The 13,103-nt window shown below is 72.3% G+C and carries 13 protein-coding genes; 5 read left to right on the forward strand and 8 right to left on the reverse strand.

Annotated features, from left to right (window positions below; translation table 11 throughout):
* Nucleotides 1–22: 22 nt before the first annotated feature.
* From ACIBCT_RS07240 to ACIBCT_RS07250, 3 genes are read left to right on the forward strand one after another with little or no spacing between them, the layout of a single operon-like run.
* Nucleotides 23–988, forward strand: a complete 966-nt coding sequence (locus ACIBCT_RS07240) for a Bug family tripartite tricarboxylate transporter substrate binding protein (RefSeq protein WP_399186495.1) — start codon at nt 23–25, stop codon at nt 986–988.
* Nucleotides 988–1,506: a tripartite tricarboxylate transporter TctB family protein gene (locus tag ACIBCT_RS07245; protein ID WP_399186496.1), complete on the forward strand. Its 519-nt coding sequence runs from the start codon at nt 988–990 to the stop codon at nt 1,504–1,506. Before ACIBCT_RS07240 ends, ACIBCT_RS07245 begins: the two co-directional genes overlap by 1 nt.
* Nucleotides 1,506–2,999, forward strand: coding sequence for a tripartite tricarboxylate transporter permease (locus ACIBCT_RS07250; RefSeq protein ID WP_399186497.1), 1,494 nt, complete (start codon nt 1,506–1,508; stop codon nt 2,997–2,999). Before ACIBCT_RS07245 ends, ACIBCT_RS07250 begins: the two co-directional genes overlap by 1 nt.
* Nucleotides 3,000–3,052: 53 nt before the next feature.
* On the opposite strand, the gene ACIBCT_RS07255 is transcribed toward ACIBCT_RS07250, so the two are convergent.
* Nucleotides 3,053–3,637 (reverse strand): TetR family transcriptional regulator, encoded by a 585-nt coding sequence (locus ACIBCT_RS07255; RefSeq protein ID WP_399186498.1) that lies wholly within the window; start codon nt 3,635–3,637, stop codon nt 3,053–3,055.
* A 99-nt stretch (nt 3,638–3,736) separates the two neighbouring features.
* On the opposite strand from ACIBCT_RS07255, the gene ACIBCT_RS07260 reads away from it, so the two are divergent.
* Both ACIBCT_RS07260 and ACIBCT_RS07265 read left to right on the forward strand, forming a co-directional pair.
* Nucleotides 3,737–4,468: an SDR family NAD(P)-dependent oxidoreductase gene (locus tag ACIBCT_RS07260; RefSeq protein WP_399186499.1), complete on the forward strand. Its 732-nt coding sequence runs from the start codon at nt 3,737–3,739 to the stop codon at nt 4,466–4,468.
* 5 nt (nt 4,469–4,473) lie between these two features.
* Nucleotides 4,474–4,791: a multidrug efflux SMR transporter gene (locus tag ACIBCT_RS07265; protein WP_344894089.1), complete on the forward strand. Its 318-nt coding sequence runs from the start codon at nt 4,474–4,476 to the stop codon at nt 4,789–4,791.
* A gap of 36 nt (nt 4,792–4,827) precedes the next feature.
* Here ACIBCT_RS07265 and ACIBCT_RS07270 read toward each other — a convergent pair whose 3' ends face one another.
* The 7 genes from ACIBCT_RS07270 to ACIBCT_RS07300 all read right to left on the reverse strand — a co-directional run bounded on the left by ACIBCT_RS07270 (nt 4,828) and on the right by ACIBCT_RS07300 (nt 13,084).
* Entirely contained in the window at nt 4,828–5,214 is a 387-nt protein-coding gene (locus ACIBCT_RS07270) for a hypothetical protein (protein WP_399186500.1), read from the reverse strand.
* A 293-nt stretch (nt 5,215–5,507) separates the two neighbouring features.
* Nucleotides 5,508–7,013 carry an Asp-tRNA(Asn)/Glu-tRNA(Gln) amidotransferase subunit GatB gene (gene gatB, locus ACIBCT_RS07275; protein ID WP_399186501.1) on the reverse strand — a complete coding sequence of 502 codons (1,506 nt, stop codon included), beginning with the start codon at nt 7,011–7,013 and terminating at the stop codon, nt 5,508–5,510.
* Between the two features lie 166 nt (nt 7,014–7,179).
* Nucleotides 7,180–7,749: a hypothetical protein gene (locus tag ACIBCT_RS07280; protein ID WP_344894080.1), complete on the reverse strand. Its 570-nt coding sequence runs from the start codon at nt 7,747–7,749 to the stop codon at nt 7,180–7,182.
* Nucleotides 7,746–8,834 (reverse strand): AAA family ATPase, encoded by a 1,089-nt coding sequence (locus ACIBCT_RS07285; RefSeq protein ID WP_399186502.1) that lies wholly within the window; start codon nt 8,832–8,834, stop codon nt 7,746–7,748. The genes ACIBCT_RS07280 and ACIBCT_RS07285 overlap by 4 nt, the downstream gene beginning before the upstream one ends.
* Nucleotides 8,835–9,004: 170 nt before the next feature.
* Nucleotides 9,005–10,501, reverse strand: a complete 1,497-nt coding sequence (gatA, locus tag ACIBCT_RS07290) for an Asp-tRNA(Asn)/Glu-tRNA(Gln) amidotransferase subunit GatA (RefSeq protein WP_399186503.1) — start codon at nt 10,499–10,501, stop codon at nt 9,005–9,007.
* Nucleotides 10,498–10,797 (reverse strand): Asp-tRNA(Asn)/Glu-tRNA(Gln) amidotransferase subunit GatC, encoded by a 300-nt coding sequence (gene gatC, locus ACIBCT_RS07295; protein ID WP_362799866.1) that lies wholly within the window; start codon nt 10,795–10,797, stop codon nt 10,498–10,500. Before gatC ends, gatA begins: the two co-directional genes overlap by 4 nt.
* Before the next feature lie 205 nt (nt 10,798–11,002).
* Nucleotides 11,003–13,084: a putative bifunctional diguanylate cyclase/phosphodiesterase gene (locus ACIBCT_RS07300; RefSeq protein ID WP_399186674.1), complete on the reverse strand. Its 2,082-nt coding sequence runs from the start codon at nt 13,082–13,084 to the stop codon at nt 11,003–11,005.
* Nucleotides 13,085–13,103 lie beyond the last annotated feature (19 nt).

A 13,103-nucleotide genomic window follows, 5' to 3' on the forward strand; every position in this document is an offset into this window, starting at 1 on the left:
ACTTACGTTGTTGGGAGTTGCAATGCGTCTTCGGAGGCTGGCCGCCCTCGCGGTGGTGTCCCTCACCGCCCTCACCGCCTGCGGTTCGGGCGGGGGCTCGGGCGTGAGCGCGCTGAGAATCATGGCCCCGGCCGCCCCGGGAGGCGGCTGGGACCAGACCTCCCGCGTGGCCGCGGAGGCGCTGAAGGCCGCCGAGCCCTCCCGCAAGGTCGAGGTGTACAACGTGCCCGGCGCGGGCGGCACCATCGGACTGGCCCAGCTCGCGGGCGAGAAGGGCAACGGCGACCTGCTGATGACCATGGGGCTGGTGATGGTCGGCGCGGTGGAGCAGAACAGGTCGAAGGTCACCCTGGCCGACACCACGCCCATCGCCAAGCTGACCGAGGAGTACGAGATCGTCGTGGTCCCCGCGGCGTCGCCGTACAAGACGCTGGCCGACCTGGTGGCGGCGTGGAAGGCCGACCCCGCGAAGGTCGCCGTCGCGGGCGGTTCCGCGGGGGGCACCGACCACATCGTGGCCGGCCTGATGGCCAAGGCCGCGGGAATCGACCCCAAGCGGGTCAACTACATCGCCCACTCCGGTGGTGGCGAGGCGCTGAACGCGCTGCTCGGCGAGAAGGTGGCCGTGGGGATCTCCGGCATCGGCGAGTTCGCCGAGCACGTGAAGTCGGGCAAGCTGCGCGCGCTCGGCGTCAGCTCACCCGCCAGGCTCGGCAACGTGGACGCCCCCACCCTCGTCGAGGGCGGCCTGGACGTGCGGCTGGCCAACTGGCGGGGGTTCGTCGCGCCCGGCGGGTTGGACGCCGAGGCCACGAAGAGGCTCACCGACCTGGTCACGAAGATGCACGCCTCGCCGGCCTGGAAGGACGCGGTCACCAAGAACGGCTGGACCGACGTCTTCCAGACCGGCAAGCCGTTCGCCGACTTCCTCACCGCCGAGCAGGCCAGGGTCAAGGCGGTCATCGCGGAGATGGGCCTCGTCTCCTGATGTCCCCCGTCGAGGACCCGTCCACCGGCCCCGGCCGGTCGTGGCGGCGGCCCGAGCTGGGGCTGGCGGCGCTGGTGCTCGCGCTGGGCGCGTTCGTGATCGTCGGCACCGCCGACGTGGGCACCGCGGGCGCCGCGCTCGGGCCGGGGCCGCGGTTCTTCCCCGTCCTGGTCGGCGGGGCGATGCTGCTGACCGGGCTGTGCTACGTGATCGACGTGCTCAGGGGCGGGCACGGGGACCCCGAGGAGGCCGAGGACGCCGACACCGGAGTGCGGGCCGACTGGCGCACGGTCGCGCTGGTCAGCGTGATCTTCCTGGCCTTCGCCGGGCTGCTCGACCTATTGGGCTGGATCGTCGCGGGCGCGCTGCTGTTCTTCGGCCTGTCGGTCACGCTGGGCGCCGCCCACCGGGCGCGCGCGGCGGTGATCGCGATCCTGCTGTCCACGGCCACCTACCTGGCCTTCGTCAAGGGCCTGGGCGTGACGCTGCCGGCCGGGCTGCTCTCCGGGGTGATCTAGTGGAATCGTTCCGGTTGCTGATGGAGGGCTTCGCCACCGCCCTCACCCCGGTCAACCTGCTGTACGCGCTGGCGGGCGTCACGCTGGGCACACTGGTGGGCGTGCTGCCCGGCATCGGCCCGGCGATGACCGTGGCGCTGCTGCTGCCGATCACCTTCACCGTCCCCCCGGCCAGCGCGTTCATCATGTTCGCGGGCATCTACTACGGCGGCATGTACGGCGGGTCGACCACCTCGATCCTGCTCAACACGCCCGGTGAGAGCTCCTCGATGATCACCGCGCTGGAGGGCAACAAGATGGCCCGGCGCGGACGGGCCGCGCAGGCGCTCGCGACCGCCGCGATCGGCTCGTTCGTCGCGGGCACCATCGCCACGGCGCTGCTGGTCCTGGCGGCGCCCCTGGTGGTGGACTTCGCGATCTCCTTCGGCCCGGAGGACTACTTCGCGCTGGCCGTGCTCGCCTTCACCGCCGTCTCGTCGGTGCTGTCCCGCTCGGTCGTGCGGGGGCTGGCCTCGCTCGGGCTCGGCCTGGTCATCGGGCTGGTCGGCATCGACCAGCAGACCGGGCAGGCCCGGCTCACCCTGGGGGTGCCCCAGCTGCTCGACGGCATCGACGTGGTGATCGTCGCGGTCGGCCTGTTCGCGATGGGCGAGGTGCTCTACGTCGCCTCCCGGCTGCGGCACGGCCCGCCGGAGGTGATCCCGGTCGGCCGGGCGTTCCTCGGCCGCTCGGACTGGTCGCGCTCCTGGCGGCCGTGGCTGCGCGGCACCGCGCTGGGCTTCCCGTTCGGCGCGCTGCCCGGCGGAGGCGCGGAGATCCCCACGTTCCTGTCGTACTCGATCGAGAAGCGGATGGCCCGCGGGGTCGCCCGCGAGGAGTACGGCAACGGCGCGATCGAGGGGGTCGCCGGTCCCGAGGCCGCCAACAACGCCTCGGCGGCCGGCACCCTGGTCCCGCTGCTCACCCTGGGCCTTCCCACCTCGGCGACGGCCGCGATCCTGCTGGCGGCCTTCCAGCAGTACGGCCTGCAGCCGGGGCCCCAGCTGTTCGACCACAACCCGGCGCTGGTCTGGGGCATGATCGCGTCGTTGTTCGTGGGCAACACCATGCTGCTGGTGCTCAACCTGCCGCTGGCCCCGCTCTGGGCCAGGGTGCTGCACATCCCCCGGCCGTACCTGTACTCGGGGATCGTGCTGTTCGCGGCGCTCGGCGTCTACGCGCTGAACTCCTCCTGGGTGGAGCTGGTCATCCTCTACCTGCTGGGGCTGCTCGGTTTCGCGATGCGCCGCTTCGGCCTGCCGGTCGCCCCCGCGGTGATCGGCCTGATCCTGGGCCCGATGGCCGAGATCCAGCTCCGCCGGGCCCTGGCCATCGGCGCGGGTGACGTGACGGTGCTGGTCAGGAGCCCGATCGCGGCGACGCTGCTCGTCGTGGCGCTCCTGGCGCTGCTGACGCCCCTGATCAGGAAGGCGGTCGCCCGCCGCACCGCCTGACCTTGCCTCCGCCCTCGGCCGCCTGACCCCAGGACGGGTGGGCCCCCGGACGCTCAGGCCGTGAGCGTGGCCAGCAGGTCGTCCAGTGCCGCCTTGACGCGCTCGGGCGTCACCGGCCGGTTCCCGCGCAGCCGGTGCGCGAGCAGCGGGGCGGCCAGCGGCGCCAGCAGCGCGTCGGCCAGGACGGGGGCGTCCGCACCGGGCCTGGCCCGCGTGACGAGCAGCGACAGGTGGGCGTGGTAGGCGTCGTAGGCACCGCCGAAACGGGCGAACGGCGTCGCCGTCTCGGCCATGAGCAGCAGGTCCAGCTGCTCCACGGTCCTGTCGACGAGGGCGTGCAGGAAGGCGCGGATCCGGGCGGGCGCGTCGGCGCCCGGCCCGAGCGGCGGCGGCCCCTCGATGAACGCCGCCTGGAACTCGCGCTCCCGCTCGTCGATGAGCGCGTACGCCAGCCCCGAGCGATCGCCGAACCGGCGGTACAGGGTGCCGACGCCGACGCCCGCCGCGGCGGCCACCTCGGCCATCGCCAGCCCCTCGACGCCGCGGGCGGCGACGATGTCGGCCGCGGCGGCAAGGATCTTCATCCGGTTGCGCGCCGCGTCCACCCGCTCGGGGCGCGGGTTCGTGACGGCGTCCACGGTCACAGGTTAGACGGTCACGGGACGCCCGACGGGCTTGCAAACGGAATGCATTCCGTTTTATGGTCAAGCGGAACGCATTCCGTATGAGGAGAAGACATGACACGCAGGGTCGCGCTCGTCACCGGGGGGAGCCGCGGGATCGGCGCCGCCGTCGCCGTCCGCCTGGCCTCCGAAGGTGCCGACGTCGTCATCACGTACGCGCGCTCGGCGGAGCGGGCCGCGGCGGTCGTCACACGGATCGAGGCCGCCGGTGCCCGCGGCCTGGCCCTGGAGGCCGAGGCCGCCGACGCCGGCGCGCTGGTCGCGGCGGTCGAGCGCACGGTCGCCGAGTTCGGGCGGATCGACGTCCTGGTGAGCAACGCGGGCATCGCCCCGTACGGGCCGCTGGAGGAGGTGACGCTCGCCGAGGTGGACGCCACCCTGGCGATCCACGCCCGCGCCTCGTTCGTACTGGCCCAGGCCGCCGCCCGGCACATGAGGGAGGGGGGACGGATCATCTGCATCGGCAGCAGCCTCGCCGAGCGGGTGCCGTACCCGGGCTGGACCCTGTACGCGATGAGCAAGTCCGCGCTGATCGGCCTGACCAAGGGGCTGGCCAGGGATCTGGGGCCGCGCGGCATCACGGCCAACCTCGTCCACCCCGGATCGACCGACACCGAGATGAACCCGGCCGACGGCGAGGAGGCCGAGGAGGAGCGGCGTTTCTCCGCGCTGGGCCGCTACTGCGACCCGGCCGACATCGCCGCCACCGTCGCCCACCTGGCGGGCGAGGGCGGCAGGAACATCACCGGTGCCGCCGTCGTCGTCGACGCGGGCACCACGGCCTGACCGTCATGGCCTGGTTCCTGCTCGTCCTCGCGGCCATGCTGGAGATCGTCTGGGCCACCGCGCTCGAACGCTCGGACGGCTTCACCCGGCTCTGGCCGACGGTCGTCGGGGTGACGACCGCGGCCCTGAGCTTCGTCATCCTGACCTTCGCCCTCAAGACCCTTCCCATGGGCACCGCGTACGCCGTCTGGGTGGGGCTCGGCGCGCTCGGGGTCGCGGTCGCGGGCATCGTCGCCCTGGGCGAGAGCGCGGCACCCGCCCGGCTGGCCTGCCTGGCGCTCATCCTGCTCGGCGTCATCGGCCTCAAGCTCCTGGAGGGATGACGCCCGGCCCGGGATGCCGGGCCCGGGATTCAGGGCTCACCCCGCCAGGGTGTCGACGGCCGGCCCGTCGTACCCGAGGCCGTCCTCTCTCGCCAGATAACTGCACGAGACCCATCCCGCGGTGCCCGCGGGCAATCCGGAGGCCGATCGCCCGCCCAGCCGGAAATAGCACCAGCCGTTCGTCGAGCTCGTACCGACCTGGCCGTAATCGCCGTAGTAGAGATAACCGATGACCTTGGAGCCGCCCGGGGTCGATCTCAGGCGTACCCCGTCGGCGATGATCACGGCGTCTATCCCCGGGACCGCGGACAGGACGGAACCGCCGGTCACGGGGGTCGCGGAGGCGGGAACCGCCATGGCGGCCGTCCCCGCGAAAGCCACCAGCGCCATGGCCGCGGAGGCCAGGAATCTTCTCATGTGCATTCTTCCGATCGTGAGGTCAGGTCATACCGGAGTGAATGGCGAGAGTGCCGTGATCACTGTGCAAGTAATCACGAATTCCGTCAATAGCTGGTGAATTCCAGAAATGCGAATTACCACATAAAATCGTCGAGGGTCCCGCGCTTTTCAGACGTGTCCGTCCGGGCCGGCCGTGTTCGTCCGGGCCCTACCCATCGGAGATCCGGGCCTTACCCATCGGAGAACGGACGTGCGGGACCGCCCTCCCGTCGAGAAGGGTCCCCGAACGGGCCCCGGCCGGAGCCGGGGCCCCTCGGTCAGCCCGAGACGCCGAGGCGCTCCAGGATGAGCTCCCGGGCCCGGCCGGCGTCGGCCTTGCCCCGGCTGGCCTTCATGACCCCGCCCACCAGCGCGCCGACGGCGGCCACCTTGCCGCCGCGCACCTTGTCGGCCGCGTCGGCGTTCTCGGCCAGCACCCGGTCGATGATCTCCATCAGCTCGCCCTCGTCGTTGACGATCTGCAGGCCGCGGGCGGCCACCACCTCGTCCGGGGAGCCCTCACCGTTCAGCACGCCCTCCAGCACCTGGCGGGCCAGCTTGTCGTTCAGCGCGCCCCCGGCGACCATCGCGCACACCCGGGCGATCTGGTCCGGGGTGATCGGCAGCGCGCTCAGCGGGACCGCGGACTCGTTGGCGCGGCGGGCCAGCTCACCCATCCACCACTTGCGGGCGTCCGCGGGCGGGGCCCCCGCGGCGACCGTCGCCTCGACCAGCGCGATGGCGTCGGCGTTGTGCATGGCCGCCATGTCCAGGTCGGACACGCCCCACTCCTGCTGGAGCCGCTTGCGCCGCACGCTCGGCAGCTCGGGCAGGGATGCCTTGAGCGTGGCGACCCAGGCCGGGTCGGGGGCGATCGGCACCAGGTCGGGCTCGGGGAAGTAGCGGTAGTCCTGCGCCTCCTCCTTGGACCGTCCCGAGGTGGTGGTGCCGGTGTTCTCGTGGAAGTGGCGGGTCTCCTGGATGATCCGGCCGCCGGAGGCCAGGATCGCGGCCTGGCGCTCGATCTCACCGCGGACCGAACGCTCGACGCTGCGCAGCGAGTTGACGTTCTTGGTCTCGGTACGCGTCCCCCACTCCGAGGAGCCGCGCGGCATGAGGGAGACGTTCACGTCGAACCGCATGGAGCCCTCCTCCATGCGCACGTCCGAGACGCCGAGCCCGCGCACCAGCTCGCGCAGCTCGGTCCCGTACGCGCGGGCGACCTCGGGGGCCAGCCGGTCGGTCCCCGGGATCGGCTTGGTGACGATCTCCACGAGCGGGATGCCCGCGCGGTTGTAGTCGACGATCGAGTAGTCCGCGCCGTGGATGCGGCCGGTCGCGCCGCCCACGTGGGTGGACTTGCCGGTGTCCTCCTCCAGGTGGACGCGCTCGATCTCGACCCTGACGGTCCTGCCGTCTACCTCGACGTCGAGGTACCCGTCGAAGCAGAGCGGCTCGTCGTACTGGCTGATCTGGTAGTTCTTCGGCATGTCCGGATAGAAGTAGTTCTTCCGGGCGAAGCGGCACCACTCGGCGATGGAGCAGTTGAGCGCCAGGCCGATGCGGATCGTCGACTCGATCGCGGCGGCGTTGGCCGTCGGCAGCGAACCGGGCAGCGCCAGGCAGACCGGGCAGACGTGCGTGTTCGGCGGGGCGCCGAACGTGGTCGAGCAGCCGCAGAACATCTTCGACGCCGTACCCAGCTCGACGTGCGTCTCCAGGCCCAGCACCGGTTCGAAGCGCTCCAGCGCCTCGTCGTACGGCATCAACGTCTCGGTGCTCATCGGTCGTTCACCATTCCTCTTCCGCTCCGCGGAGCGATCGTTCCTCGCGCGCCGGGGCGCCCGGTGCGCCGGGACCGGCCCGTGCCCACCGTGCCCGCGTCCCGCGCCGTGAGAATCTGCGTCGTGAAAACGTGCGTTGCGAAAACCTGCGTCATGGATGTCCGCGTCATAGATAGCCGAGTCCCTTCAACGCGTTCCTCGTCTCGGCCACCCAGTTCGCGTAGGCCGGTACCTGTGCCAGGACGGCGAGATCGATGTTGCGTCCTACGTACTCGAAGTAGTCGCGCACCGGCTTGCCGCGCCGGGGGACGGTCGCGGCGAGCACCCCGGCGGGGTCGGCGATCCTGTCGACCTCGCGGGGACGGGACGGCAGGAGGCTCAGGTCGCTGCCCTCCAGCCCCGCCCACACGGCCCGGTCCGCCAGCAGCCAGCCCTCGGTCTCGCCCAGGCCGATCACCGGCACCAGGTAGTGCGAGTGGTAGCGGACGCTGTCGCGCCTGCGGCGTTCCCGCTGCTCGTCGTGCGTGAACAGCAGGTGGCAGTCGGCCGCGAGCTCCTCCAGCGCGGCGACCAGGCGCTCCCGGTCGCAGGAGACGACCTCGGTCGCCTCGACGTCGACGGCGTGCGGCGACATCCAGGTGAGCTCGCGCAGCTGCCGGGAGATCACGATGCCGAGGAAGCCCTCGTCGGCCTCCCCCTCGGCGACGAGTCCCGGAACCAGCGGACGGCTGCTCACGCCGCCGCGCCCAGGTACTTGCGGACCTGCCGGGGCGAGACGAACGTGCCCGGCTCGCCGTCCGGCTGGATCGGCTTGGCCACCGTCACCCGCGACACCCGGTCGTTGTCGGGGTCGACGCGGACCGCGGTGTCGAGGAACGTCAGCGCCTCCGGCTCGGTCCGGTAGACCTCCGCGACGACCACCGGGGACTGGCTGGTGATGATCACCTGCCGCAGCGGCTCCGGCCCCCCGGGAACGGTGACCCTCCGGCGCACCCGGCGGAGCAGCTCGCCCAGGCGGACCGGGTGGACGCCGCTCTCGATCTCCTCCACCAGCAGCGTGCCCGGGTGGTCGGGGTCGTGCAGGGCGGCCAGCAGGCCCAGGACGCGCAGCGTGCCGTCGGACAGCAGCGCGGCCGGGACCGTCCCCTGCCCGTCGACGACCAGCTCGAAGGAGCACTCGCCCCGGTCGGTGCGCGGCACCAGGTCGGCGACGTCGGGGACCACCCCGGCCAGGTCCACCGTGAGGTCGGTCATCGCCTCGGTGCCGGCCATCCGGCCCAGCACCGCGGCCAGGTTCGCGCCGTCGGCCGCGAGCGGCCCGGCGTCGGCCGCCGGGCAGCGGCGGCGCATCGCCGCGGGCGAGGGCGCGTAACGGCGCCAGGACCGGACCGTACGGCGGGGCGTGCCCTCCGGGTCCGGGTCGGCGATCATGAGCTCCAGCAGCTCCGGGGGGATCTGCTGTGCCACGTGGCTGACGACGGCCCCGCTGGACCTGGGGATCTTCAGCACCATCTCCGCCCCCACGTCGAACCTGATCGGCACGACCGACCTCGGCTCGGGGGCGACCATCGCCTCCACCGAGACCACGAAGCCGGGCACGGCCAAGCCCTGGGCGACCCGGTGGAACTGGTCGCCCGGCAGCCCGCGGGTCGCGCCGAACAGCCCGCCGGCCCCCTCGATCTCGGCGGCCACGAACGCGACCGCGTCGAAGAGGTTCGACTTGCCGCTCGCGTTCGGGCCGACCAGCACGAGAAAGGGCGGCACATCGAGATCGAAGTTCAAGAAGGACTTGAACCCGTCGATCTCGATCCGAGTGATCATGCCGCCGTTCTCCCTGTCACCTGTCGCCCCCTGGCCTCGACGTCCCCGAAGCCCCTTGACGTCCTCGGCGTCCTCGGCGCCCCCGGCGCCCTTGACGCCCCTGCCGTCCCGGTGTCCTGTCGCCCCGGGTCCACGGGCCCTGGAAATCCCGATGTGCCGGAACCCGTCCCCTACAGCTCCGGGGCCCGGGACAGCAGGTCGCCGCCCCAGCGGTCCCGCAGGGCCTGCTCGACCGCGGCGCCGACCCGGTAGCAGCGGTCGTCGCCGAGCACCGGGGCCATGATCTGCAGGCCGACCGGCAGGCCGTCCTCGTCGGCCAGGCCGCACGGCACCGAGATGGCCGCGTTGCCGGCCAGGTTGGACGGGATCGTGCACAGGTCGGCCAGGTACATGGCCATGGGGTCGTCGGCGCGCTCGCCGATCGGGAACGCCGTGGTGGGGGTCGTCGGCGAGATGAGCACGTCCACCTGCTGGAAGGCGGCCTCGAAGTCGCGCGCGATGAGCGTGCGGACCTTCTGCGCCTGGCCGTAGTAGGCGTCGTAGTACCCGCTGGAGAGCGCGTACGTGCCCAGGATGATCCGGCGCTTGACCTCGGGGCCGAAGCCCTGGGCCCGGGTCAGGGCCATGACCTCCTCGGCGCTGCGCGTGCCGTCGTCGCCGACCCGCAGGCCGTAGCGCATGGCGTCGAAGCGGGCCAGGTTGGACGAGCACTCCGAGGGGGCGATCAGGTAGTACGCCGGCAGGGCGGTGGTGAACGACGGGCAGGAGACCTCGACGACCTTCGCGCCCAGCGACTCCAGCAGCTCCACGCTCTCCTGGAAGCGGGCCAGCACGCCGGGCTGGTAGCCCTCGGCCTGGCCGCCGAACTCCCTGACCACGCCGACGCGCAGGCCCGCCACGTCGCCGTTGCGCGCCGCCTCGACCACCGAGGGCACCGGGGCGTCGACCGAGGTGGAGTCCATGACGTCGTGGCCGGAGAACGCCTCGTGCAGCAGGGCGGCGTCCAGCACGGTCCGGGCGAAGGGGCCGGGGGTGTCCAGCGAGCTGGCGAAGGCGATCAGCCCGTAGCGGGACGAGCCGCCGTAGGTCGGCTTCATGCCCACGATGCCGGTGACCGCGGCGGGCTGGCGGATCGAGCCGCCGGTGTCGGTGCCGGTGGACAGCGGGGCCTCGTACGCGGCGACCGAGGCCGAGGAGCCGCCCGAGGAGCCGCCGGGGATGCGCGACAGGTCCCACGGGTTGCGGGTGGGGCCGTAGGCGGAGTTCTCGGTGGAGGAGCCCATCGCGAACTCGTCCAGGTTGGTCTTCCCGAGGATCACCAGCCCGGCCTCGCGCAGGCGCCGGGTCACGGTCGCGTCGTACGGCGGCCGCCAGCCCTCGAGGATCCTCGATCCGGCCGTGGTCGGCATGTCGGAGGTGGTGAAGACGTCCTTGTGCGCGATCGGCACGCCGGCCAGCGGGCCGAGCTGCTCACCGGCGGCACGGCGGGCGTCGACGACCCGCGCCTGCTCCAGGGTGGTCTCGGCGTCGATGTGCAGGAAGGCGTTGATCTTCGGCTCGACCTCGGCCATCCGGTCGAGGTGGGCCTGGGCGACCTCGACGGCGGAGACCTCGCCGCTCGCGATCATCGCGCCCAGGTCGGCGGCGGTCTTGCGGATGAGGCTCATGCTTCCTCCCCGAGGATGCGCGGCACGCGGAAGCGGCCGTCCTCGACCGCCGGGGCGCCGGCGAGCGCCGCCTCGGGGGTCAGGCCGGGCCGGACCTCGTCGGGACGGAAGACGTTGGTGAGCGGGAGCGCGTGCGAGGACGGCGGGATGTCGTCGGCCGCCACCTCGGCGACGCGGGCGACCGCACCGATGATCACATCGAGCTGGGCGGCGAAGTGGTCGAGCTCCTCGTCGGCCAGCGCCAGCCGGGAGAGCCGGGCGAGGTGAGCGACCTCGTCGCGGGTTATGGCGGACATGAGTCGTTGAACCCGTTTCCTGAAATGTCAATTGGACACTGTCATCCTATGGCTCGCGACCTGAGGCTCCCGACTCATTGACCCCGCCGCGATCACATCGCGATCCCCGTACGGCCCCCCTGTGACCCTCACCGGACCGGGACGGGCCCGGTGAGGCGGGCGAAGGCGGGCGGATACGGGGCCCGCGCGGGCGTGCCCGCGGCTGTCAGGCCCGCTGCGCGTCGAGGATCTCGCGGCGGCGCAGCAGGGTGAGATCGTGCGTGGCCAGCGCGCGGTGCTCGCGCAGCCACACGGTCGCGTCGGCGGCCGACATGGGCTCGGCGAACAGCCAGCCCTGCCCCAGGTCGCAGCCCATGGCCTTGAGCCGCTTGGCCACCTCGTCCGACTCGACGCCCTCGGCGACCGAGCGCAGCCCCAGGGAGCGGACCAGGTCGACGATGGAGCGGACGATCCGCTCGTCGTCCTTGGACTCGGCGATACGGCGGACGAACGAGGAGTCGATCTTGACCTCGGCGACCGGCAGGCGCTGCAGGCGCACCAGCGAGGAGTAGCCCGTGCCGAAGTCGTCCAGCGCGAGCGGCACGCCCAGCGACGCCAGGGCCCGGACGGCGTCGGCGGTGTAGGCCTGGTCGGTCATCAGGATGCGCTCGGTGACCTCCAACTGGATCGCCTTGGGCGGCAGCCGGTAGCGCGCCAGTCCCGCCCCCAGCTGGTCGGACAGGGCCGAGTCGAGCAGGTCGCGGGCCGAGACGTTGACCGAGATCTGCTCGTGCAGCCCGGTGTGCCACCAGTGCGCGGCCTGCTCCAGGGCCGCGTCGATGACGTACCCGGTGAGGTGGCGCATCAGGTACGACTGCTCGGCCATCGGGACGAACTCGTCCGGGGGGATCATGCCCCGCTCGGGGTGGCGCCAGCGCAGCAGCGCCTCCACGCCCCGCACCTGCCCCCCGGCCAGGTCGAGCTTGGGCTGGTAGTGCAGCCGCAGCTCGGAGCGGTCGATGGCCCTGCGCAGGTCGCCCAGCAGGGTGAGCCGCTCGGGGCTGTTGCGGTCCTTGTCGGCGGCGTAGATCTCGACCCCGGTCCGGCCCTCCTTGGCCAGGTACATCGCCACGTCCGAGCGCTGCAGCAGCATCTCGAAGTCCGGCGCGTGGTCGGGGTAGAGGGCGATGCCGAACGAGGCGTCCAGGTCGAAGCTCATGCCCTCCAGCCGGACCGGCTCGGTGATCGCCACCCGCAGGCGGGCCGCCACCTCCCTGGCCGCCGCGGCGTCCCTGACCGAGGGCAGCAGGACGGCGAACTCGTCGCCGCCGAGCCGGGCCACCACGTCGCCGGGGCGGACGCTGTGGGTGAGCCGGTGCGCCACCGTCTGCAGCAGCCGGTCGCCGACCGGGTGCCCGAGCGTGTCGTTGATCTCCTTGAACCGGTCGAGGTCGAGCAGGAACAGGCCGACCCGTTCGCCGTCCCGCGCCTCGGCCAGCGCCTCCTCGGTGCTGAGCACGAGCATCTTGCGGTTGGGCAGGCCGGTCAGGCCGTCGTGCATCGCCTGGTGGTCGCGGCGCACCGACATCGTGGCCGTGAAGTAGACCGCCACCATCGGGGCCAGGAACAGCGGCACCATGGCCGGCGAGTGGTTCATCACCACCACCACGAGCGGGGCCAGGCCGAGCAGCCCCGCGTACACCAGACTCTGGTGGCCGATGGTGGTCCGGATCACCCGGTGGATCGACCTGCGCTCGTGCAGCGCCACCGCGCCGGAGACCAGCAGCGCCCGCACCGTGAAGTACGCGAGCCCGGCCGCCCCGATCACCAGCAGGTCCGAGCCGTCGGGCACCCCCGAGCCCTCGATGACGGGCAGGTCGCCGAAGACCCCCAGCACCAGCCCGGCCGCGCTGCAGGCCAGCGTCACCTGGGCGATGTTGAACATGACCCGGTGCCACGCCTTGCGGGTCACCACCCCGTTGACCACGATGGCGACCGCCTGCAGCAGCGCGGCGACCGGCAGGCCGTAGTGCAGCAGGGCGGCGAAGGTGAACATCGTCGACGGATAGGTGCCGCCCACCGTCATCGACGACGACAGCACCACCGGGCGCAGTTCGCCCAGAACGATCAGGACCGCGAGCGTCCAGAACACCGGGCTGCGGACCAGCGTCGCCGCGTCGACCGCGTCCAGGCGCAGCTGGGACACGACGAGCACGGTGAACCCGACGGTGGTGACGGCACCGAGATAGGCCCACAGGGGCGATCCCGGTCGCGGTCCGGTGTCGCGGGTATCGGTCGGGTCGGCCATGAGTAACAAAACCCCCATT

Source organism: Streptosporangium sp. NPDC050855, from assembly GCF_044456585.1.
Classification (GTDB): domain Bacteria; phylum Actinomycetota; class Actinomycetes; order Streptosporangiales; family Streptosporangiaceae; genus Streptosporangium; species Streptosporangium longisporum.